This is a genomic window from Secundilactobacillus sp. MJ173, assembly GCF_059704265.1.
Map to the genome: position 1 here is coordinate 1 of NZ_BAAKGN010000012.1, position 24,023 is coordinate 24,023.

21 protein-coding genes are annotated in these 24,023 nt (G+C 42.7%); 12 read left to right on the forward strand and 9 right to left on the reverse strand.

The window, feature by feature from the left end:
- Positions 1–208: 208 nt before the first annotated feature.
- Both AC6H04_RS01490 and dapF read left to right on the forward strand, forming a co-directional pair.
- Positions 209–1,579 (forward strand): aspartate kinase, encoded by a 1,371-nt coding sequence (locus tag AC6H04_RS01490; RefSeq protein ID WP_497570012.1) that lies wholly within the window; start codon positions 209–211, stop codon positions 1,577–1,579.
- Between the two features lie 77 nt (positions 1,580–1,656).
- Entirely contained in the window at positions 1,657–2,667 is a 1,011-nt protein-coding gene (gene dapF, locus AC6H04_RS01495) for a diaminopimelate epimerase (RefSeq protein WP_497570013.1), read from the forward strand.
- A 68-nt stretch (positions 2,668–2,735) separates the two neighbouring features.
- On the opposite strand, the gene AC6H04_RS01500 is transcribed toward dapF, so the two are convergent.
- Together AC6H04_RS01500 and lplA are read right to left on the reverse strand one after the other, a co-directional pair.
- Positions 2,736–3,044, reverse strand: coding sequence for a DUF7671 family protein (locus AC6H04_RS01500; RefSeq protein ID WP_497570014.1), 309 nt, complete (start codon positions 3,042–3,044; stop codon positions 2,736–2,738).
- A gap of 7 nt (positions 3,045–3,051) precedes the next feature.
- On the reverse strand, positions 3,052–4,092 hold the full coding sequence (gene lplA / locus AC6H04_RS01505) for a lipoate--protein ligase (RefSeq protein ID WP_497570015.1): 1,041 nt from the start codon (positions 4,090–4,092) through the stop codon (positions 3,052–3,054).
- 146 nt (positions 4,093–4,238) lie between these two features.
- Here lplA and AC6H04_RS01510 point away from each other — a divergent pair, with 146 nt between their 5' ends.
- Positions 4,239–4,610, forward strand: coding sequence for a glycine cleavage system H family protein (locus AC6H04_RS01510; protein WP_497570016.1), 372 nt, complete (start codon positions 4,239–4,241; stop codon positions 4,608–4,610).
- An 88-nt stretch (positions 4,611–4,698) separates the two neighbouring features.
- On the opposite strand, the gene AC6H04_RS01515 is transcribed toward AC6H04_RS01510, so the two are convergent.
- Entirely contained in the window at positions 4,699–4,845 is a 147-nt protein-coding gene (locus tag AC6H04_RS01515) for a hypothetical protein (RefSeq protein ID WP_089088279.1), read from the reverse strand.
- Positions 4,846–5,075: 230 nt separating this feature from the next.
- Here AC6H04_RS01515 and AC6H04_RS01520 point away from each other — a divergent pair, with 230 nt between their 5' ends.
- The 5 genes from AC6H04_RS01520 (at position 5,076) to AC6H04_RS01540 (ending at position 11,731) form a co-directional block, all read left to right on the forward strand.
- Positions 5,076–5,306, forward strand: a complete 231-nt coding sequence (locus AC6H04_RS01520; protein WP_497570017.1) for a P8 family protein — start codon at positions 5,076–5,078, stop codon at positions 5,304–5,306.
- A gap of 552 nt (positions 5,307–5,858) precedes the next feature.
- Positions 5,859–6,929 carry a carbamoyl phosphate synthase small subunit gene (locus AC6H04_RS01525; protein WP_497570018.1) on the forward strand — a complete coding sequence of 357 codons (1,071 nt, stop codon included), beginning with the start codon at positions 5,859–5,861 and terminating at the stop codon, positions 6,927–6,929.
- On the forward strand, positions 6,922–10,002 hold the full coding sequence (gene carB / locus AC6H04_RS01530; protein ID WP_497570019.1) for a carbamoyl-phosphate synthase large subunit: 3,081 nt from the start codon (positions 6,922–6,924) through the stop codon (positions 10,000–10,002). Before AC6H04_RS01525 ends, carB begins: the two co-directional genes overlap by 8 nt.
- Positions 10,003–10,342: 340 nt before the next feature.
- Positions 10,343–10,972 (forward strand): hypothetical protein, encoded by a 630-nt coding sequence (locus AC6H04_RS01535; protein WP_497570020.1) that lies wholly within the window; start codon positions 10,343–10,345, stop codon positions 10,970–10,972.
- A gap of 273 nt (positions 10,973–11,245) precedes the next feature.
- Positions 11,246–11,731, forward strand: coding sequence for a GNAT family N-acetyltransferase (locus tag AC6H04_RS01540; protein ID WP_497570021.1), 486 nt, complete (start codon positions 11,246–11,248; stop codon positions 11,729–11,731).
- A gap of 15 nt (positions 11,732–11,746) precedes the next feature.
- Here the strand turns inward: AC6H04_RS01540 and AC6H04_RS01545 are convergent, their stop codons facing one another.
- Positions 11,747–12,358 (reverse strand): histidine phosphatase family protein, encoded by a 612-nt coding sequence (locus AC6H04_RS01545; protein WP_497570022.1) that lies wholly within the window; start codon positions 12,356–12,358, stop codon positions 11,747–11,749.
- 447 nt (positions 12,359–12,805) lie between these two features.
- Here AC6H04_RS01545 and serC point away from each other — a divergent pair, with 447 nt between their 5' ends.
- The 4 genes from serC (at position 12,806) to AC6H04_RS01565 (ending at position 18,948) form a co-directional block, all read left to right on the forward strand.
- Positions 12,806–13,882 carry a 3-phosphoserine/phosphohydroxythreonine transaminase gene (gene serC / locus AC6H04_RS01550; protein ID WP_497570023.1) on the forward strand — a complete coding sequence of 359 codons (1,077 nt, stop codon included), beginning with the start codon at positions 12,806–12,808 and terminating at the stop codon, positions 13,880–13,882.
- Between the two features lie 11 nt (positions 13,883–13,893).
- Positions 13,894–15,057 carry a phosphoglycerate dehydrogenase gene (locus AC6H04_RS01555; RefSeq protein WP_497570024.1) on the forward strand — a complete coding sequence of 388 codons (1,164 nt, stop codon included), beginning with the start codon at positions 13,894–13,896 and terminating at the stop codon, positions 15,055–15,057.
- A 650-nt stretch (positions 15,058–15,707) separates the two neighbouring features.
- Positions 15,708–17,195 carry a BglG family transcription antiterminator gene (locus tag AC6H04_RS01560; RefSeq protein WP_497570025.1) on the forward strand — a complete coding sequence of 496 codons (1,488 nt, stop codon included), beginning with the start codon at positions 15,708–15,710 and terminating at the stop codon, positions 17,193–17,195.
- A gap of 16 nt (positions 17,196–17,211) precedes the next feature.
- Positions 17,212–18,948, forward strand: a complete 1,737-nt coding sequence (locus AC6H04_RS01565; RefSeq protein ID WP_497570026.1) for a hypothetical protein — start codon at positions 17,212–17,214, stop codon at positions 18,946–18,948.
- A 270-nt stretch (positions 18,949–19,218) separates the two neighbouring features.
- Here the strand turns inward: AC6H04_RS01565 and AC6H04_RS01570 are convergent, their stop codons facing one another.
- From AC6H04_RS01570 to AC6H04_RS01590, 5 genes are all read right to left on the reverse strand, one after another.
- Positions 19,219–19,707: an alcohol dehydrogenase gene (locus tag AC6H04_RS01570; RefSeq protein WP_497570027.1), complete on the reverse strand. Its 489-nt coding sequence runs from the start codon at positions 19,705–19,707 to the stop codon at positions 19,219–19,221.
- Positions 19,708–19,721: 14 nt separating this feature from the next.
- Positions 19,722–20,015 carry a hypothetical protein gene (locus AC6H04_RS01575; RefSeq protein ID WP_497570028.1) on the reverse strand — a complete coding sequence of 98 codons (294 nt, stop codon included), beginning with the start codon at positions 20,013–20,015 and terminating at the stop codon, positions 19,722–19,724.
- 236 nt (positions 20,016–20,251) lie between these two features.
- A complete protein-coding gene (locus tag AC6H04_RS01580; RefSeq protein ID WP_497570069.1) occupies positions 20,252–21,007 on the reverse strand; it encodes an alpha/beta hydrolase in 756 nt (251 codons plus the stop codon).
- Positions 21,008–21,108: 101 nt separating this feature from the next.
- Complete coding sequence (locus tag AC6H04_RS01585) at positions 21,109–22,104, reverse strand: D-2-hydroxyacid dehydrogenase (RefSeq protein ID WP_497570029.1); 996 nt, start codon at positions 22,102–22,104, stop codon at positions 21,109–21,111.
- Positions 22,105–22,135: 31 nt separating this feature from the next.
- Positions 22,136–23,305, reverse strand: a complete 1,170-nt coding sequence (locus AC6H04_RS01590; protein ID WP_497570030.1) for an aminotransferase class I/II-fold pyridoxal phosphate-dependent enzyme — start codon at positions 23,303–23,305, stop codon at positions 22,136–22,138.
- Between the last annotated feature and the right edge of the window lie 718 nt (positions 23,306–24,023).

Genomic DNA, 24,023 nt, shown 5'->3' on the forward strand with positions numbered 1-24,023 from the left:
AATTAGGCAATGTACGAGTAAAGAGCCTTCCCACCCACTTCACCCACCAAAAAAACTAAATCAAAAAAATTTCACATCCTACTATTGCCCCACAAAAACATCCCCATTTCCCTCTAAAAAAAATTTGCCAAAGAAAAATAAACTGTTAGAATTCAATGTAATTATTAACCATTTCTGATAAAAACAGAACGGACAAGGAGTGTTAGATGTGAAAGTCGTTAAGTTTGGTGGCAGTTCGTTAGCTGACGGACCCCAATTTGAAAAAGTAATTTCGATTATGAAAGCCGATCCTGAGCGCCAAGTCATTATTACCTCAGCACCAGGTAAACGTCATGATGGTGACATTAAGGTCACGGATCTGCTTATTAAATATGCACAATTAACGATTAAACATGCAGACACCAGTGAAATTTTTAACCAAATCTTTAGCCGGTATCAATCAATTGGTGACTACTTCGGTTTAACTGAAGATGCACTTGCGCCTATTTGGCAGGCATTAAGTGAGTTACCTACGACTGATTATCCTGATGACGACTATTTAATGGCCGCTTTTAAAGCTCATGGTGAGCGTCTGAATGCCCGCTTAATGGCAACGGTGATGACTCATTTAGGCCTTAATGCTCGCTTTGTTGATCCAAAGGAAGCTGGCATTACCGTTAGTGATGAACCCAATAACGCCACGGTGCTACCAGAAACCTACGCGCATTTAGCTCACATTGACGTAGATGATGCAATTCTTGTCTTCCCAGGCTTCTTTGGTTTTACTCCGGCCGGTCAGATTGCCACCTTTTCTCGAGGCGGATCCGACATCACGGGTGCTATTGTAGCTCGGGGGTTAAAGGCTGATCTGTACGAAAACTTCACGGATGTGGATGCCATCTACGCAGCCAACCCTAAATTAGTTGACCATCCATTGGCCATTCACCGTATGACCTACCGGGAAATGCGAGAATTGTCATACGCTGGCTTCTCCGTATTTCACGATGAAGCCATTATTCCAGCCATTCAGGGTGAAATTCCCATCAACGTTAAGAACACTAATCGGCCCGATTTACCTGGGACATTAATTGTACCGGAAAAGGATTTCAAGCCTGCCCAAACCATTACCGGTGTAGCGAGTTCTACCCGCTTTGCTGCACTTTATCTGCACCGCTACCTGCTGAACAAAGAGGTTGGTTTCACGCTGAAATTACTCCAAGTTTTCAAAAAATATAACGTCTCATACGAACACATGCCTTCTGGGATCGATGACTTGACCGTTATTTTCGATAAAACCCAGTTTGACGAAGATACCGTTCATAACATGTGTCATGATATTCGCGAAGTTCTTCAACCCGACACGTTAGAATGGATCGACGATTACGCCATCATTATGGTCGTCGGTGAGGGAATGCGTAATAAAGTGGGTGTTATTGAACAAATCATTCAGCCACTGGTTCAACACGACATTGGGGTTCACATGATCAACCAAGGTGCTTCCCGCATCTCAATCATGTTGGGGACCCGCCGTGCGGATGCCGAAGAAGCGGTCAAATCCATCTATAACGCTTTTTTTAGCAGTGAACCCGTTAAAAATTGATTTAATCAAGAGACTTTTTAACCAAAGACTGATACAATGGCGACACGATTATCTTCAACAATAAGGAGTAAAAAACTATGGTGCAATTACGAAAAGTTCACGGTTCTGAAAACCACTTTTTCTTACTGGATCAAACAACCTTGGACCAGCAACTTAATGATGCTGAATTATCAGCATTGGCCCAGCAGATCACAAATCCCCAAACGGGTATTTTAGATGGCGCTGACGGTGTGTTAGTGGTTAACTCATCCTCCCATGAAAACGTTTTGGGTCAAATGCGTGTGATCAACGCTGATGGCAGCGAAGCTTCAATGTGTGGCAATGGTTTACGAACCGTTTCACGTTACCTGGCTGAAAAGAACCATGCTAACCAGTTTAAAGTTGAGACACTGACAGCCGATTTACAAGTGAGCCGTCAAAACGACTTAGCACCAGAAGTACCTGCTTTCAGCGTGGAAATTTCCCCTGTGCGGTTCAAACCAGCGGATTTTCCATTCACCAACTTGGGTGACGGCGCTTTGATCGACCAACCCGTACCAGCCCTTGCGCCAGGATTAAACTTCACGGCTATTGCGGTTCCTAATCCGCACCTCATCAGTTTTGTGGATGAAGCAACCATGAACAGTGACGTTTTAGGTGAATTAGGTGCTCGTTTAAACGGCGTCAACGACTATTTCCCAGATGGCGTGAATGTTAGTTTCGCCCAAATTCTGGGGAAGAACCAGTTGTTTGTGCGTACTTACGAGCGTGGCGTTGGCTTTACCAACGCCTGTGGAACAGGCATGTCAGCCACTAGTTTGGCATTTGCTATGGTTCATCCTAATTTAGGCGAATTCGACCACACCATCACCGTCTACAATCCGGGTGGCTTGGTTAAGACCCAGGTCCACCAAGCTGATGACCGCTACTGGATCGATTTAACAGGTAACGCTACCGAAACCCACCTCATTGACGTTGATGAGACAGACCTTCACAACGCTAACGTAACGATGGAAACCGCCTCGATTCAGCAAACCACGGAAGAGGCAGCTTACCTTCAGTTTGTTGATCAGTTACCTAAGGTTTCAGAGATTGCCGTTAAAAAGTAAAATAAAGCAAGTATGAATATATATACAAAAAGGACTTCAGCCATTTTTGAGTTGAAGTCCTTTTTGTACTATTTAAGTTTGGTTTTTGCCAACTGAATCAACTCATCACTGACAAATTCGCTGGTAAAACGTTGCATTGGCGTAATCGCATGCCTATCTTTATACGCCACGGGTTTAGTTACAACCACCGCCACGGTTAAGTGGTTCTCGGTCAAGAAAACTTGACCGATTCCCTTTAATTTACCTTTCGTATGCCTGCCAGTTCGCCAAGAATGCAGCTGAAAATCTGATTCATCACGAATAACATACTGACCGCTATCATCTTGTTCAACTGGCACACCGATATATTCTTCAACTGGATACTTTGCCTTTGCCATGATTCACCTACTGCTTTTCAATTAATAATTCATCAACTAACGCCTCAATGTCAGCGTCACTCAGGACTTTACGCAGCCAACGTTTACTGAGCCGTTTTTGTAAGTCATCCTTGTTTAAACTGGCATCCGTCAGCTGATTTTCTAACTTACGGGCCACCTTATCCTCTAATAAATCACCGTATACGGCAACTTTGATAATTTGCTGCCGATCAACCCTTAAATTAAGAGCAATCGTTCCTGCATTAAACTGCTTAAACCGATAGCGGTTAAAACCAGGATTCGCACCAAAATTCCAGTCATTCGTTCGATACTGTTCAGCTAACCGTTCATCAATGATTTGCCAATCGTGATCAGTTAGATGATAAGTCTCAATATCTGCCAGATTTTCTACGTGGAATAATTTCAGCAACAACTGGGTCTTGAAGTCTTCACTCGTTAGCTGCTGATACTCTGGCGCTAAGTGACTCTTGATATTTTCAATATTGCTGCGATTTGACTTCACCCATTTACCATCAACGCGCGTTTCCACCGGATGCAATGCCTGACTAGCCGCCTCCAAATCCATGTCATACATCAGCGTTCCGCCGGCAGCATAAGCATCACCCGATTTAACCATGGTCATACCGGTAAACTTATGGTCATTGACCACCAAGTCAGAGTTGCCACGTAAGACTGCATCCGTGGCCCCCAACTCGTGCAGCGCATCAAGGATTGGCCGCGCAAAAACACCATAGTTACCCCACTCAGCGTTATCATCGGTTTCTCCTACCACGATATTTTCGAACACTAAGTTCCCCATATCGTGATAAACGGCACCGCCACCTGACGTACGCCGAACTAACGCAATGTTATTCTCACGTAAATACGGGACGTTAACCTCCGCAAAAACGTTTTGATTCACCCCAACGATCACGGAAGGTTCGTTAATGTACATGATGAGACCATGTCCCGGTAATTTAAGGTCATTGATCAAGTAATTATCAAGCGATTGATTAACGATTGGATCATAGACTGGTTTGCCATCACGACTAGTATCGATTAAGAACATAAGGTTTGCCCCTTTTTCACTGATATTTGATACTTCTATTTTACGGTTTTTCTGATGCCGATACCAGCCTAACGTGAATCGCTTTCTTTCTTTCACAAACCTCGGTATACTAACTGTATGAACGAAATGTGAGGGAGCGGATAGTCATGTCATTTTGGACAAAGTTAATCACTAGCATTAAGCACCTGTTTGGTGGCAAGCCAGCCAAGTTTGAACCGAAAGAAAAAGATGGCGTTTGGTATCAGGAAATCAAACCAGGTGTCGTTAGAATCGGGATGACCGATCAAGTTTATGAAGATTTAGGTGATATCACCTTTATGGACTTTTCATCACCAGATGACCAGCTAGAACCCGATGATGACCTGCTTGAGATGGAAGGCGCAAAAGCGGTAGAAACTTTAAAATCACCCGTTAAAGGTACCATTATTTCCAGAAACAATGAGTTGCTTAAACAAAGTGATCAACTAGCCAACCATTCAACTCAGGATAACTGGTTAGTCGATGTTAAAACTGCATAACTGCAAAAAAGAACGTGATCACAGCCAATCGGTTGCCACCACGTTCTTTTTTTACTGTTCTTTTGAAAACAGCCAAAGCCGTTTTTGATTAGTTTTGGTTTTCTAGCTTTTCAGCAGCTTCGTCAATGGTTGCGAAACCTGACTTACCACTCTTAGCCTTTGGGTGCTTAGCACGGTCTTCCTCTGCCTTTTCGATCAATGCCTTACGCTGTTCTTTACTTAACTTGTTAGCCATTTAAATCGCGCTCCCTTTATTGTCTTAAAATCATACGTTAGGATACCCTAACAAATTCATGCTAGCACTAATAGTCGGCTTTGTTAAATATTATGATTCGCTGTGGCTTGATTTAATCATCTTCTAAACGCTTCCAATGAATCAGTTATTTTGTCTAATCTTATTTATAAGCTAAAAATTTAACACTCAAGAATAAAGGACTACAATGTAGATGTAAGGAGGAATTCAATATGGCAGAATCAGTAGATAAGACTTTATTCTTAGATTACAATATGAATGACGCTTTTGACTGGAGCGACGAAGAAATGCCAGTTCGCGACGCCATTTGGGATTACCTCATGGAGCACAACGGTCACGATACCATGAAGACCGAAGAACAAATGGAACCATTCATGACTGAATCTGAAGCTGACATTCGCAAGTACGTTGAAGGTAACTTGAAGACTGCGGATGCAAAGTAAGTTATCAACAGAAAAATCATTTTAACACAAGGGTCGTTCATCTATCGGGTGAACGACCCTTGTGTTCTTATTAGTTTGTCTTTTTATGTTTTGCAGTCAATATAATTGATATCACAACTAATATAGTTGATTAAAAACGAATATCAGTACTGATTTTGACTAGATTTATTCGGAAATATAGTTTAAAATCAATTCTGATCTAAAAAATCAATAGAAACAAGTTAACAATATTCAGAAAAAACTTTTGTATATTCATTTTTCTGCATAACACCGTTCTATTGGCGTTTTCTAGATTTTTCCACAGTTTGTCGTAAACCTTTTTGTATCAAGGTTTTTCCAAATAATGTCAGACAACTATCTTTCAAAAATGTATAAAATAAAACCGTTTTTTATCTCTATAAGTATTCATATACGGTCGAAATAACTTATATTTAACTGAAAATAGCTGTTTTTATGTATAAACCAACTTGACAATACTCGGTAAAAATCTTATCTTATACAAAAAGCAATTAACTCCGTCCGGCGAGGCGGTCATTGAGGAGGCTATCAAACATGAAGAAATATTTAACACTGGAAAACGGAGAACAATTTGTGGGCACCGCCGTTGGTGACCTCACTAAAGAAATCAAGGGTGAACTAGTTTTCACTACCAGTATGGTGGGCTATCAAGAAAGTATCACCGATCCCTCATACACGAACCAAATCATCACCTTTACTTATCCATTAATTGGTAACTATGGCATTTCGCTTCACGCTAATCAGTCACCAACGATTGCTGCATCAGCCGTTGTCATGCAAGAAATTGCAACGACGGTTTTTCATTATCAAAGCGTTATGACCCTAGATGAATTTTTAAAAAAATCTGGTGTCCCAGGTATCACTGGTGTGGACACCCGTCAGTTAACTAAGATCATCCGCAAGCACGGTACCATGAAAGCTAGTTTAACTAACCAGCCATTGGCTAAAAGTAGTTTCAACCAAACTAAAGCTGTGGATATGGTGGTTAAATCGGCGACATTCTCACACCCTGAAAACGAGCACCCAGATCACGTTGTTCTAGTTGACTTTGGGGTTAAAGCAAACATCGTTAAATCACTGAGAAATTTTGGTGCCAACGTCACTGTGGTGACACCAGAAGCTAACTTCGAATCGATTGAAGCCTTGCATCCAGATGGAATTCTGTTATCAAACGGCCCTGGAGACCCCGAAGAATTCACGGATTTCCTACCCGTAATTAGAGAACTACAGGAACACTATCCACTATTCGGCATCTGCTTAGGTCACCAGCTTTTGGCACTAGCAAACGGCGCTCGTACTTATAAGATGGTCTTCGGTCACCGTGGTATTAACCACCCTGTAAAGAATCTGCTCACCGGCGAAGTGGTCATCACCTCACAAAATCACGGTTTTGCCGTTGATATTGATTCAGTCGATGAAACACCCCTTGAAGTTACCGCCATTGAAATCAATGACCAAACCTGTGAAGGACTACGCTATCCTGGAAAACCAGTCTTCTCCGTTCAATATCACCCAGAAGCTGCACCAGGACCACACGAAGCAACGCGGTTATTCAGTAAATTTATTGGTTCAATGCATACGAATGGGGGAGTACAACATGCCTAAAAGAACAGATTTAAACAAAATCGTTATTATTGGTTCTGGTCCAATCGTCATTGGCCAAGCTGCTGAATTTGACTATGCTGGGAGTCAAGCCTGCTTAAGCTTAAAAGAAGAGGGTTATGACACCGTTCTGATTAACTCCAACCCAGCTACGATTATGACTGACGATGAAATCGCCGATAAAGTCTACTTGGAACCTTTAACGTTGGAGAGCGTCACCGCCATTTTGAAGAAGGAAAAACCCGACGCCATCCTACCAACTTTAGGTGGTCAGACTGGGCTTAACCTGGCAGTAGAACTAGCTAAAAAAGGCATTCTTGCCGACCTGGGAATTGAGCTCTTAGGAACCAACCTGCATACGATCAATCAAGCCGAAGACCGTGAAGCCTTCAAAGACTTAATGAAGGATCTCAATCAGCCGATTCCACCTTCGAAGACGGTTTACGACCTTAAAACTGGGTTGGATTTTGCTCACGAAATTGGTTATCCAGTCATTATCCGGCCAGCGTACACCCTTGGGGGTACCGGCGGCGGTTTTGCTCACAACGATACGGAAATGGAAACGGTGCTCAATCGTGGTTTAACCATGTCACCAGAAACTGAATGCTTAGTTGAAAAGAGTATTGCTGGTTATAAAGAAATTGAATTTGAAGTAATGCGCGATCACAAAGGCTCATCGATTATTGTTGCCGGGATGGAAAACTTTGATCCCGTTGGCGTCCATACCGGTGATTCAATCGTCTTTACCCCAACACAAACTCTGACGGATAAAGAGTATCAGCGCCTACGTGATGCATCGCTGACAATTGTTAACGCCCTTAAAATCGAGGGTGGCTGCAACGTTCAATTGGCTCAAGACCCTTACAGCGAGCACTACTACGTGATCGAAGTTAATCCTCGGGTCAGCCGTTCATCAGCCTTAGCTTCAAAAGCAACGGGTTACCCAATTGCTAAAATCGCGGCTAAAATTGCGGTGGGGCTTAACCTGGACGAAATCATCAATCCAATCACGCAAACGACCTACGCCATGTTTGAACCAGCGTTAGATTACGTTGTTGCCAAAATTCCACGTTTTGCTTTTGACAAATTCTATCATGCTGACCGTAAGTTAGGCACTCAAATGAAGGCTACTGGCGAGGTCATGGCTATTGGCAGTAACATTGAAGAATCCCTCTTAAAAGCAGTTCAATCATTAGAGCTGGATTCCCAGATGCAAACCACACTCTTACCGGAAGACGCTAAAAATAAGTCACTTGAAGATTTACTCGAAACCATTAAAACACCCACTGATATTCGCTTATTCGAATTATTTGCAGCGATTTGCAAAGGTGCAACGATCGAACAACTTCACGATTCAACTAAAATTGACAAGTTCTTCTTAGCTAAGTTAATCAACATCATCGCCATGCAGAAGGAATTAATGACTGGTATGTTAACCTCTAGCTTGGTTCTAAAAGCTCAAAAGCTTGGCTTCGATGACGACATGATCAAAGCTGTCACTAACGTAACTGATGATGAGCTAGCTAAGCTTCACAGTATGACTGATCAGCATTTAGTCTACAAAATGGTTGATACTTGTGCTGCTGAATTTGAAAGCTTTACCCCCTACTTCTACAGTACGGTTGGCAACGAAAACGAAAGTAAGCCACTGGGTAACAGCGTCATTGTCCTAGGTGCTGGTCCTATCCGGATCGGTCAAGGTGTGGAATTTGACTACACCACCGTTCACTCGGTCAAAGCCCTTCAGGCTGCCGGTTATAATGCCATTATTATTAATAACAATCCGGAAACCGTTTCAACCGATTTTTCAATTTCAGACAAGCTCTACTTCGAACCACTCACCATTGATTCAGTTATGAACATTGTTAACTTAGAAAAACCAATCGGTGTTATCGTTCAATTTGGTGGTCAAACCGCGATTAATTTGACCCAACAGCTCACTGACCGTGGCGTTAAAATTCTCGGGACTAACATGGCTGGTATTGAACAAACTGAAAACCGGCACGATTTTGAAGATCTGCTGATTGACCAACACATCGCTCACCCTGCTGGTGATACTGCCACTGACATTCCGGGTGCCCATGAAATTGCAGCTAAGCTAGGCTACCCCGTCTTAGTACGACCAAGCTTCGTCCTTGGTGGCAAAGGTATGGCTATCGTTTATAATCAAGACGAGCTTAATGATTACCTCGTTCCAGCATTAAAGCACAGCCATGGCGAACCCATTTTAATTGATAAATACATTAAGGGTACCGAATGCGAAGTCGATATCCTCAGCGATGGCAAGCAAGTCTTTATCCCTGGCATCATGGAGCACTTGGAAGGTGCTGGCGTCCACTCAGGTGATTCCATCGCTATGTATCCACCACAGACGTTAACTGATGCTCAAAAAGCCGAAATCGTTCAAATCGCCACTAAAATCGGTAAGTCGGTTCACTGCATCGGCATGATGAACATCCAGTTTATCGTCGCTGATCAAGTTTACGTGATTGAAGTGAACCCGCGAGCTTCCAGAACTGTGCCGTTTATGAGTAAAATTACTCATATGCATTTAGCTCAGCTGGCAACTCAACTGATCATCGGCAAATCACTGAACGAAATTGATCTGCAGCCTGGAATGTACCCAGAACCAGACAGTGTCTACGTTAAAGCACCTGTCTTCTCATTTGCTAAATTACCAGGGGCACCAACTGCCCTCAGCCCAGAAATGAAATCAACCGGTGAAGATCTCGGTCACGGCAAGACCTTAGCTGAAGCACTCCATAAAGCATTCTTTGACAGTTATCATTTCGATAGTGACCAAGTAGGACCAATTCTGGTTACGCCATACGATGCTAAAAACACTGAGTTAATGGCTGCACTTGATGCGGGTGGCTATCCACACCAGGTTTACCAAATGGGGCAAAAGTGGCCGGAACATTTGGCTTTCGTTCTCGCAACCGAAGATGAAAGTCTTCTGGCTAAGCAACTGACAACTCGGGCTTTAAGCCATGAAGTCACATTATTTACTGCTTCTGATACTGTTGCCGCATTAGTTAAAAGCACTCAATCTGCTAGTGCGAAACAGGCGGGTTAAACAATAGAGTGTAAAGGTAGGCGTCTAGAGACTGGAGCGTAAGCACAGGAAACGGGGATCAGGTGATTTTCCTGATCGTCGTTTCCTGTGCTTACGTGCAAGTCTCTGCCTACCTGAGCACGTTTTAGAATGTGAGATAACATAAACAATAAGGCGTATTCCGATAAAGTTTCAACGGAATACGCCTTATTTGTGTTAAATTTCAGAATCCATTAAGTTGCATCACACTCTTTAGTGAAACCGTTTACTTTCTGATTGACACCCGGCTTTTAACCTGCGATGATTAAGTTGTAATCATTGAGATTAGAAATGAAACTAACGTCATTAAGGAGGCATGAACATGATTAAAAATCAAGATCCACAAACTACTGAACGACTTACCCGTTTAACCCTTCTGCTAGTGATTCATGCTCCAAAGCATGTTCCTCTAGAAGAACTTACTCAAACGTTGAATACCGATGCGGATACTATTCGTCATGACCTGAACTGGGTCTCCGACTTTCTGGCACGTTACGGCTTGGTTGTTGATCCTTCCGTTGATCAGCAAATAGCTGTTTACGGACAGGAAAATTACCTATTCCGGGCAGCCTTAGACCTCTTAAAATCACTTTCTAAACCCCGTCAACTGGTTACTGACTTACCAATTTCAGATGCCACATTAGAAACGCAGTTGGAACAACGACTAGATGCGTTGCTTAAAACCATCCCGTTAGGTACAACTGCTCAGCAATCGATTTACGATTACCTGTGGACTTTGGCTATGCGTTACCGCTATGGCAGCGTTAAGCGACTGGGATTGGCAGAACTATTCACGCCTGGACAGTTGGCACTGATTTCAAATGAAAAGGACATCCATCCCTGGTCCCAAAAGACCATCGAAGTTTTAGAAGATTCTTTACCGGGAAAACAGGATTTCCCTTTAGTCGAAGCCTATTTATTAACGTTAAGAGTTTGGCTGTATGCCAACTAATTGGATTATCAAGCGAGTTTGACACAAACAAAGCGTATCGGCAACTTTGCCGAATACGCTTTGTTTGTGTTAACTGACCGAAATCTGAGTTGTGGCATATTTTAGACTAGATTAGCGTATTGAGTAAAAGCAAACTTTGAGTTACCTTTCAGTCAAAAAAACAGATGAAATTTTTACCAATATACCCCTTATGTCACAGCCGTTTTCTTTTGTCCTAAGATTCACTTATAATGAGAACGTTGTTTTCAATTCTAATATTACCCGGAGGATGTTATGTTTAAATTTCAACCTGCCAAGCCAGATCAGCTTGACGCCATCATGACCATTGAAAATCAGGGATTTACGCCCGATGAAGCCGCCAGCAGAACCAGTATGGCGCAACGTATCGAGCAAATCAGCGACACCTTTATTGTTGCCTCACAGGGATCACAAGTCTTAGGCTACGTGGTTGGGCCTGCTTCAAACGAGCGTTACCTGAGCGATGACCTCTATGATCACTTAACAGCCAACAACGCAACGGATCGTTACCAAACTGTACTAAGTCTTGCAGTAGCTAAAAATGCTCGCGGAAAAGGTCTTGGCAGTAAATTATTAACGAAATTAGCAGAAGTGGCTGGTACTCAAAACCGTGAAGCTATTACCTTAACCTGCCTCGCAAAGTTAGTGCCTTTTTATGAGCAGAATGGCTATGTTAACGAAGGCGTTTCAGCTTCTACACACGCTGGAGAAACGTGGTATAACATGGTGAAGCCCCTTTAACACGCAGCTCAGAAATCAGTAAAGGCGATTATAAAACCAGACGTAATAGCGACCATCAACCAAACTAATTTTAGTGATACTAGTATTATCTGGCTCCGGCAACGTCATGGTATCTTGTGGGTGCAAAGCAGCTAATACGGCTGCTTTAACGGTAAACCCATGGGTCACGACGATGTACTTGCCATCCGCTGAACGATTGGCATATGCTGTCATAAAGTCAGTGACACGTGCTACCACGTGATCAAACGTTTCACCATCAGTAGCGTACTTCGTATAACTGGGTAAAACGTCACGCAGAACCGGATCAAAAACCGCTGGATATTGCGCTTGTAACGCCAGATTTTTCAAACCGTCCCACTGACCATAAGAAATTTCAAGTAGCCGTTCATCGGTTTTTGTAGGTAATTTTGCTGTCGCATTGAGAATGGCCGCTGTCTCTTGCGTACGATGCAGTGGGCTGGCGATGACCTGATCGGCAAAGCCAATATCAAACACGTCATGTAAGTGTCGTGCCTGTTCTTTTCCCTTATCGTTCAACAACGTGATTTGAGAATTAATCGTGCCCTGTTTTAGACCAAGGGCATTCGCCTCAGTCTGTCCATGGCGGATAAAATAAAATTCAGTCATGCAGTTATTCCTCATTTCTTGATGGTTAGTGGTTTAAATTTCACGAATGTTTTTATCATAACAATTATCCTCATGTAATTCCAATCTTTAAAGCGTCCGTGCAACCCCGAAAAAAATAGCTGACTAAATTAAAACGTTTCCATTGCGTGTTTATCGCTTGTTAGTTATAAAATTTTCGTTGACAAGTATTCCAACGTCTGTTAAATTTTAATTAAAGAAAGGGAGGCTAACAATTTGAATAAGCCAAATAACATGCAAACAGTATCATCCTCCTGGTCTACAGTCACATCTGTGTAGGCCCATCTTGACGTGTCTTAATTGGTCTCACACAGATGAATTTACGAATTTAAATTCAACTGTGAGGCCACTATAACTACTGTAAACAATCACCCTCACAGTCTTGACTGTGAGGGTTTTTAATTTTTAATTCATTTGGAGGAAAATTTCATGACAGTTTATAATTTTGCCGCTGGTCCAGCAACGTTGCCAGACCAAGTTATCAACCAGATTCAAAACGAACTCCCCTCGTTGCGAGGAACGGGAATGAGCATTATGGAAATCTCCCACAGATCAGCACTTTTTGATGACATCATCAACACCGCACAACAAGATCTGCGCGATCTCATGAGCATTCCTGATGATTACGAAGTGCTCTTCTTCCAAGGAGGCGGCACTGGTCAGTTCGCAGCAGTTCCCATGAACTTAGCCACTAAACATCATCGTATTGCCCTGCTAGATAGTGGTCATTGGGCAGCTAAGGCCGGTGAAGAAGCCGCTAACTTAGGTTATCAAGTAGACACGCTGGCATCGACTAAGGGTACCCATTACGATCGACTCCCAGCACGAACCTCAACGTTACCCGTTGATACCTATGATTACTTGCATATTTGCACCAACAACACCATTGAAGGTACCGCCTACCATGATTTACCCCAAACAAACGGTACGCCTCTAGTGGCTGACATGTCCTCCAACATTATGGCTCAGCATTATCAAGTAACCGATTTTGATTTGATCTTTGCGGGTGTTCAAAAAAACCTTGGTCCAGCAGGTGTGACGCTAGTTATTGTGAAAAAATCGCTGATCAAACACGTGGAACACATTCCAAGCGTCTTTAACTACGAGCTGTTTGCTAAGAAGAACTCCATGCCAAATACCCCACCCGTTTTTAACATCTACACCGTGGGATTAACTCTCAAGTGGTTGAAAGAAATTGGTGGTATCGAAGCCATGGAAGCTCTCAATAAGAAGAAAGCCAGTCTGCTGTATGATTTCTTGGATCAGTCCAAACTATTTAACAACCCCGTCAAACATGAAGATCGTTCCCTCACCAACGTACCATTCATGACGGGCGATGCCAAAATTGACCAAGCAGCTATCGATGATTTGACTGCTCATGGTTTGTTGAATCTAAAGGGTCACCGCAGTGTTGGCGGTTTGCGTGCCAGTCTTTACAACGCCATGCCTTTTGAAGGTGTGCAAGCATTGGTCAATGAACTTTATCATTTTGAAAAGAATTTATAGGAGGAATTGTCATGTATCAGATTAAAACGTACAACGCAATTGCAAAAGCTGGCTTGGATCGATTTACTGATCAATATCAGATCAATCAAACTGATGACGCTGATGCTTACCTGATTCGATCGGTGAACCTCCATGAACAAGATTTGCCTAACAATTTAAAAGTCATTGTTAGAGCCGGAGCGGGCTTCAATAACGTTCCCATCGATCGGGCAACAGTAAACGGTACAGCCGTCTTCACCACCCCAGGAAGTAACGCCAACGCCGTGAAAGAACTCATGATTGCCATGCTGATTGCGGCCTCTCGAAACCTCTTTGCAGCTGCCGATTACGCTGCGCATAACAGTGGCGCCGATATTTCAAAACGAACAGAACACGATAAAACCAAATTCAGTGGTCAGGAACTACTAGGAAAAACGCTAGCAGTGATTGGCGTTGGTCACGTTGGCTCGTTAGTGGCCAACGCTGCTAGTCAGCTCGGCATGAAGGTCATTGCCTATGATCCTTACCTCTCATCCGATGCCGCATGGCGGATCTCCACTGACATTCACCGGGCTAAAACACTGCCAGCAGCACTGAAAGATGCTGATTACGTTACCATTCACGTTCCTAAAAACGAAGAAACAACGGGGATGATTGGTGCTAATGAGTTTACGGCAATGAAACCTGGTGTGACGGTCTTCAACTTTGCCCGTGGCGGTATCGTAAACAATGCTGAAATGATCAAGGCGTTGGACAGCGGTCAGGCAAAAAGCTACTTTACCGATTTTGGCAGTGACGAAATTTTAAACCGGAAAGACGTTGTAGTGACCCCGCACATTGGCGGTTCAACTGGTGAAGCAGAAACCAACGGTGCCGTACAAGGTGCTGAAACCATCATGAATTTCCTGGAAACCGGTAATGTGCAAAGCAGTGTCAATCTACCTAATTTACAGGTTCCATTTGGTACACCCTACCGAATCACTGTCATGCACCAAAATATTCCTAACATGGTTGGCCAAATTGCAACGATCCTGGCCAATGCCAACATTAACATCGAAAACATGAGTAACGCAGCGAAAGATAAGGTGGCTTATACCATCATCGATGTTAACCACTTACAAAAACAAGACGCCGCTATCATTGATCAGTTAAGTGCCATTGAGGCCGTTTATCGGGTCAGACTCATCAAAAGATAATGGTTCATGTATGAAAATCAGCATTCAAAAATATAAAAAACGGACAACCAACGCCCTACACGCTGGTTGTCCGTTTTTTAATGATAACCCTACTTTTGCTGAGAAACACGAAGTAAAGTTTGTGTACCGCGGTATGTATAAACTACCGCAAGCGTTTAAATGATTCGTCGTCACCAAACGCCCTTATTTGATCGCTGCAAGTTGTCGTTACGCCCCCACGCTTCGACAAATACAACTCCATTACTAATCCATAAATTACAGTGATAAACAGGTAGCTCAGCAGTTGTGGTCAGCTTAATATTCTCTCCAATACTAAACTTCGCTGTTGAAACACTCCCAGAACCACCAATTTGTCTGACTGCAAAAAAATGAATGATGTAATGTTATTAACCCTTGTATTAAATTCCCTAGCTAATTCCAGGTAGTTAGCCATGTTGAAACGTCAAGCAAGAGCTCCTTTAATACAAGACTAATTATGGCTTGAAATGCCCGTAAATTCAACACTTCGAGTCTTCCACTTTTTTTGATTTTTTTAAAAAAATTGACAAAATGAATTCAGCAGATTGACTGATTAATAAACACAAATAGACTATAATAAAGTATAATTTAGGGTGGAAGATTAATCGCACAATATGATTGGACTGGCTGCCATGGATTATACGTTTCTATTGACGAAAAACGATAAGATTTGTCTTGAAATCTTATCACATTTCACCCAACAAACTAACCAAACTTTGAACAAAGCAGAGTTAGGTCAATTACTGTCGCTAACGAATTATCAGTTAAATAAGTATTTTGAAACAATGAACACGGATTTGGCTGTTGTTTCAGAAGGTACACCAAGTTACCTGGATGAACCAAATAAAGGAATTTGGCAGGCTTTCGGACTGAATTCTTATATTTTACAAAAGGTGACACTGCTCTACTTGAATCGAGCACCGCTTTTTACCGCCTTAGAGTATCAGTTTTTCTACAACCACTTATATACTAAGAGCGACTATGTTGCCGCAAATTACATGAGTGTTTCTGTATTCTACCGTTCATTGGATTCACTCGAAGCAATCTTGGAAAAACATCACTTCTTTCAAGCTAGCAGTTTGTACGCTGGTAAAGAATTCACCATTCGGCTCCACTTATTTCAACTTTATTACACGCTATATAATGGTGTTTCTGAACCCTTTGAACCTTTAAATCCGCTGATTGAAGATTTGGTTTCAGCTATTCAAGCTGAATTACCTGACGTTTTGAAACCAACCCAAGAAACAAAGTTATCCACCTTTTTGCGGGTATGGCTACTGAGAATGCTTAACTCTAATCCCATTGGGGCGACTCAACTGCTCAAGATAAAGCCCACAGAATCAAGTCAGGTAATGCACCAACAACTCCAAACGCTCCTTGCCGATCAGTTAACACTAACTGATGACGAATTTAACTACTTGTACAGTTTTCTCATTGCGCAAGGTTACTTGGACTTTGATCAGATGCGGGAGCTGGCGACTAACATTCCCGCTGTTGATGATTTAACAACTCAGTTTTTGAGTGAATTGCAAGACACCAATGTTTTACTCTCTACCCATTTGGTTGATAATCACGATTTAAAAGACAGTTTACTTAGCATTCACTTTCAATTCACAACGTTTTATATTGAGCCCACAACGTTTATTGACCCCGAACAGGTTCAATTCTTTGCAGAACTCTATCCCGCATTCGACGTTGCTGTTTCACACAACATTACCAAGTTACAGCGTCGAGAGGACCTTCATTTAACGCAGAAGATGGCTGTCAATTTATACTTTAGCTATATGTTTGCGCTGATCAATGCAGTTCCAACTGAATTAATGCGAGATCAAGTTCACATCTGTGTGGACTTTTCACAAGGTACTCTATATACCAATTATGTTATTCAATCACTCGATGCTTTTAACCATGCTCACATCATCATTGATACCGAGTTAACACCTGACACCGATATTTATATCTCTGATTTTCATTCTAAAAAAGTCAGTCAGACACAAGTGATATGGCAGGATCCACCGACCCCTGTCGATTGGTCAAACTTGGCAGATTTGATTCTAGACGTTAAGCGTCAAAAATTACCAGAATTGTTTCCAAATCAAGATACGAAGGACCCAGAATAGAAAGGAAGTGGCGTTCATGAGACTCAGCAAGTCAGCGAGAAATAAATGGCTAGCAACGTGTCTGTTTTCAGCTACCGTTTTAACTGGTTTTCACTTGCAGCAGATGTCTGTACGTGCCTCTGAGACGCAAAATACGACTGCTGTCACTTCAACAGCAGACGCAACTACAACAAGCTCTACAACTACTAATAGTGTGTCTTTAACATCACATTCAAGTACATCAACGGCCACTTCCTATCATTCTCAAAGCAGCAGTTCATCATCTTCAACATTTACCAGTAAAACTAGTACCACTAAAACAAACAGTGTCACTACAAGCTCGGTTAGCGAATCATCTTCTAGTACAAGCGCGTCTAGTACGTCAACAAAAGATTCGCCTCAGGATAACCAGACAGATCACGTCACAACTGACCAAACGGGACAGTTGGTCGTTAACGCTTTTAACGCGATAACGAACGAAAAAATTGATGGTGATGCCTTTACCGGTCATTATCAAGGCTTAGTCGGGGCCGCTATTAAAGATAAGTCAGCACTGATAACTCATATCCCTGGCTACTCATTTGTTGGTAATGTCGATTCTGCAGTTCCTGATCGTTTTATCGGGGGCACCCAAATTGCTAACCTATATTACAAACCACTTTCAACGATTGTTGTTCGTTATGTCGCAAGTCCGAACAAATTACTTTGGACCTATTCAATTCCGACGACTTATGCAACCCAAGGTCAACTCTTCACAACCACTGATAATTTAATTCCCTTTGCTGGATACAAACTCCATCATGTGAGTGGCGATGTAAGTGGCATTATCAATCAAACTGTTAACTCACCTCGTGATCCCAACCCAATCGTTATTACGTATTATTACGAGCCAGAACCCGGCTCTATCAGTACTCTGGATACTAGTAACTGGGTCATAACGTCTAAAACAACGCCAATCGGTTTAACGGGCAAATACAGTTTTAGTATGTACGTCCAACGTGACCAATTATCTCCTATTGAAATTGGCCGTTATGGTATCCAACAAACTGAGGCAGACCAAATCGGTACTGATGGTGGTACTTCTGATAATGGTAGTATTGGCGAAAAAGGATCAACTGGTACAATCGAGACAAATGCTCAAACACAAACAACACCCGTTTCCTTACCAACAGCGCCGTCAGTCCCCACTGCAACTGTTAATATCATCACCGAAGCGGGCAATCCAATTAAACAGCTAACGGTGAGTGGCCTGCCAGGTACTAACCTTCGTGCTCAAATTCAACAAGAACTGGATAACCTTCGACGTAATGGCTTTGCCATCTTAAGTAATGACGTTAAGGGTGACACCAATTTGGGGCAAGAAAACAGCGTCTTAACTGTCAAGGTGAGCCACCCTGATCAACAAGCTGATCCTTTCCAGCACAGTACGATGCCAATCATTACCCAACTAGGTCAGGCTTCACAGTCTGCTCCTCAAGCAACTCAGACTGCAAATAAAGCTCAAAGCAGCAATAATAAGCAACACTCTGAGAACACGAACCAAGCTCAGCAGAATAGCCAAAAGCATCAACAAATTTCCCGTACTTACACCACTGAGGCAACTTCAAAAGATACGGAACAAACTGACCAGGTTCACCGTGATACCATTGCTAACCTTGGTCAATCACATCAGCATAGTGCTGCGGATACTGGTGGCGGTGGTCATCAGCTTTCAGGTTTGGCTGCTTACTTCATTAGTCTCTCCGGAAAGGTCAATCTCGGCACAATCGCATAGGTCAAAAACATTCATTTTTTGAAATCAAACGAAATGGATGTTTTTGGTGTCTCCAAATCTATTAGTACGAAGCATCATAAGGATCTCAATTCATTTTTTGTTAAAATTTGTGCTAACCGTACTTTAGTTCTATCCTGGCGTCAAAATTCAGATGCGGCTCTTTAACGTGAATAATGCCCATTCCACAAGCTCGCGGAATGGGCATTATTCACGTTAAATTCTGAAATTTACTGATTTTTGTCACATACTTTTTTGCTGATATTAATTTTATTAATTCACAATGGTGCTTGGCACCAACACCTGATTTAAACAAGCGGTCACTGCTTTTTCACGGGCGCATACTGCCTCATCAAAAGTAGTAAAGTTACGGTTCAAAACATACTTACCACGGAACATTAACCGAGCAACCCAGCGTTTGACACGCTTATCATAAAACACGCCAGGTACACCAGATTTATTCGTCTTACGCTTTTTAGTTATTGAAATCACGCTGGTTCCACCGACTTGTTTTAAATTGTTAATATTCCCACGATTGGCAATTAAACTCGTGTTCGTTTTCATCACCTCACGGCCACGCTCGCGGCGAAGACAACCACAGCTTCTTGTATTCCCCTTACGTAATAAGTATCCGTCAGCAACAAATTTTTGCCCGCAATCACACTGACAATTCCATAGTGCATTGCCATTCTTTGCCATGCCAGCAAAACCGATCACGGTCAAACGACCAAAACGCCGACTTGTTAGATCAATTCTTTTCATCGTTATCCCCCTATTTAATACTGTGTTGATACGGATTCAGTCATTTCATTTTTTAGTTTAGATGATGACCTTTTTGTGCGGGTACGCCGAGCATGAATACGATCTAAAACAAATAATCCAATTAAGCACAACAATAACCCCATGCCGATAAAGACTGCCTCCGTGACGTCTTCACGATTAACTTTTGCTAATAGCTGAAACGTCGCCGCATCGACGACCTTAGGAAACTGCGTGACCCCATAAACCATTGCTGCTGTAAAACTCCCCCAAAAATAACGTCTTTTACATAAAAAATGTTGCTCTTTCATTTTGCTCGGCCCCCTTTTGATTTAGCGTATACCTTATACTATATATAGTACGCTGAAAGCGCTTAAAATCAACGTTTCTTGGCGATTCTTGTTTCCCAGTTTTTTGAAAAAAATTAAAAAAAATGAGAAAAACAAAACAATCTAAGATTCGTTCTGACATCAGTCGATTTTCATCGATTAATATCAAAACTAACCTTAGATTGTTTTTATGCGTTAACAGCATCTTACGGTCCCTTTTAGTGATTAACAGGCATAACACCCGCTAGAAAGTTACCGATATCTTTAGTCAATTGACGGCCTTGAGGACTGAAGGTCATCACGTGAGGCGCTTTTGGGTAGTGCCGATACGTTACCGGCGCACTTGGTGACAAATAATCGGCCAATCGCTGACCAACATCACGATCAATCAGTTCATCCGCATCCGCCTGCGCAATAAAAACTGGTTTGGTTAAACCGCGGATTTCATCGTGTACTGGTCCCGTGAAGGTCTCAATAGTTGCTAACATCTCATCAATATGCTGCGATAAATACTGCATTCTTTCGGTGACTTCAGCCGTTGATAGTTTCATTTTTTCATACCAGCCACGACATTCCACCAAGAAACGTGCAGCGACACGGCTTGTATCCACTGTAAAAAGCGGTGTGTCGACTGTGCCACCGGCGATTACTTCATCAAACTCCGCTAAAGCTTTCATTGCGAATAAGCCACCCAAAGACTCCCCAAAAACTGCAATCTCACTGTGCCCATCCTTAATGAGTTGCTGAATCGCCGTTCTCGTATCCAGCCACCAATGGTCGGGATCACCGGTTTTAAAAATCTGCCGTGGATCCGCGGTGCCATGTCCCGTAAACATGGGACCTAAAACTGTATACCCTAACTTCTGCAAACCTCGCCCCATAATGCGAACATCGTTAGGCGTACCGGAAAATGTATGTAGCAGTAACACAGCGGGTTCGCCCGCTTCAAAATAAAACGCCTGTGGCAGATCCATCTCAAGCACCGTCCTTTACTCTCTTTTCAAGAATATTTTACACTATTCGTACCAAAAAATCGCACCTCCAATCTGGTAGTGCGATTTAAAATTCAATCAACTTATTCAGTTACTTGGTGACGGCTTGTACCGCCTTTGACAATGGTTAAAACGTCATCTAAAGCAATTTCTACCATGTTAGCTACAGCGGCGTCCGTATAGAAGCCGACATGTGGACTAACACTGACGTTGGGCATAGTCAGTAATTTTTCCAGTGGTAGATTATTCAGATCTTTATTAGACCAGTTCTGACTAAAAATTTGACTGTCGCCCTCGATGGTATCAATTCCGGCACCGGCGATTTCACCCGTTTCCAGTGCTTTCACCAAATCATCCGCAACAACGACGGGCCCCCGAGAAGCATTGATGAAGAACGCAGATGGTTTCATCATTTTAAAAACGTGTTCATCGATCATATGGTGTGTTTCATCAGTCAACGGGGTGTGCATAGTAACGATATCAGCTGTTCGATAGACCGTTTCGTGATCCGTATAGGTCAAAGTATCACCAAGCTCTGGTCGATGAATTGGATCAGCTGCAATTACCGTTGAACCTAACGCTTTGAATATCCGGGCAACGGCACTGCCAATTTTACCAGCACCAATAATCCCAATGGTTAAATTATGAATCTCGTTAGCTTCCAATCCGCCCCAAGTAAAATCATGGTGAGCTTCACGGGCTTGGGTAATGCCTAAGTGACGAACTAACTTCATCACGTGTGCCAATACCAATTCACTCACAGAACGGGGCGAGTAGGCTGGCACGTTGGTGACTACCAGGTGATTTTCTGCAGCCAATTTCAAATCAATAATTTCATAACCCGTAATTCGGAGCGTGAGCTGTTTGATGCCAAATGCATGCAAGCGCTGATAAATCTTCGGTGAGTCTACCGGGATATGCTGCTGAATCACAATGCCATCATAACCATTAGCTAACTCAACGGTTTCTTCAGTCAGTGGCACGTCATTTGTATCCACCTGAACATCAGGATGATCCTTCATCCATTCCTTAACGGCAACTAACTCATCTTCACGTGCATGATATAACAAAAACTTCACTGCGTTTTCCCTCTTCCTCAACGATTTCGTTTTAATGCTGATCCACAAACTTTTGAATCCGTTCGATAGCCTTCTTCAACTCTTCGGTGCTGGCAGCGTAACTGATACGCACGTAGCCTTCACCACCAGGTCCAAATGAAGCACCAGGAATAACCGCTACCTTGGCTTCTTTTGCGAGTTCATAGCAAAATGCCACACTGTCCTGATTCAAGTTCGCTGGAATCTTAGCGAAGAGGTAGAACGCTCCCTTAGGATTGGCACACTCAAAACCAGCCTCTTTAAGCCCTGCTAACAACAAATCTCTGCGTTGCTGATAGATTTTACGCATGGCAACCCCATCGTCTGGCCCATTCTTAAAGGCTTCTTCAGCGGCAGCTTGCGCGTTAGCAGTGGCAGAGGTAATGGCAAATTGATGCACTTTACCGATTTCTGAAATGACGTCAACTGGTCCGCATACGAGACCGATTCTCCAGCCAGTCATAGCGTGAGACTTTGACACACCATTTAACAAAACAGTCTGTTCTGGTAACAATTCACCCATGGAAACGTGCCGTTCACCATAAGTCAATTCTGAATAAATTTCGTCACTTAACACAAAGATATCGTATTGTTTTAAGACATCGGCAAGTGCCTGCAATTCTTCACGATTATAAGTCACCCCTGTTGGATTAGATGGGAAGTTCAGGACAACTGCTTTTACGGTATCCTTATTTGCTTCAATCGTCGCTTGCAGTTTTTCTGGTGAGAGAATAAAGCCATTATCGGACGTATCAAGAAAGATTGGCTTAGCACCATTTAAAATAGCAACTGGAATATATTGTGGAAAAATTGGTGTCGGAATAATGACGGTATCACCAGGATTTAGCATCGCTGTTAATGATGAGAAGATACCTTCCGTAGCACCGGTAGTAACTAAAATCTGAGTTTCGGGATCATAGTTGACGTTATATTTATCATTTAAGAATTTTGAAGCCGCTTTGCGGAGGCCTTCAGTTCCGCGAGAATTCGTGTAGTGGCTTTCGTTGTTTTCAATGCTTTGAATCGCAGCCTGCTTCACATGGTCTGGCGTATTGAAATCCGGTTCACCTATGGTCAGTTTAACCATATCCGGTACTTGAGAAATTTCTTGGTTAAACTTTAGAATTGATGATGGCTGAATCTGCTTTAACTCTTTTTTCATGCTGTCTGATAATCGACTCATTTCACACACTCCTTATAATATAAAACACCCATACAGCCAAATGACTGTACGGGTGTCGAAGTTTACCCACACAGTCAGGAACTGATCTGTGTGGTCCGTTTGCATTAATGACAAAATGCTCTTGGCTCTTCACAGATCAGGACTGGAAAAACCAAAAGTAAAATCGACTATTCAACTGAGTCACTTTAGTTGTCTGCATCATAACGGTCCTCTCAGAATAGTGGTTACTTTTATCATAGCATTTTAATGGAAGAAAGCAAGGCAAGGTGCGGAAACAAGCGTTTAGAGAGCGAAGTGTAAGGCGGAATGGGCAAAAATCCTGGGCTTGGATTTATGCCTGTTCTGACTTACATGCAGCTCTCTGCTTGTTGGAGCCTGATTAGGCAAGGTGTGGAAATAAGCGTTTAGAGAGCGAAATGTAAGTGGACAAGCAGCTCTCTGCTTGTTGGAGCCTGATTAAGGTAAGGTGTGGAACCCGGCGCTTAGAGACTGGAGTCCTAACGTATTAGTACTGTAAATCCCGGGCTTGGATTTATAGTGCTGATGCGTTAGGTGCAAATCTCTGCTGGGTGGAGCCTGATTACAAGGTGCGGAAACAAGCGCTTAGAGAGCGGAATGTAAGGGGATAATGGTGGAAATCCCGGGCTTGGATTTTTACCGTTATCTGCTTACATGCAGCTCTCTGCTTGTTGGAGCCCGATTAGGCAAGGTGCAAGAA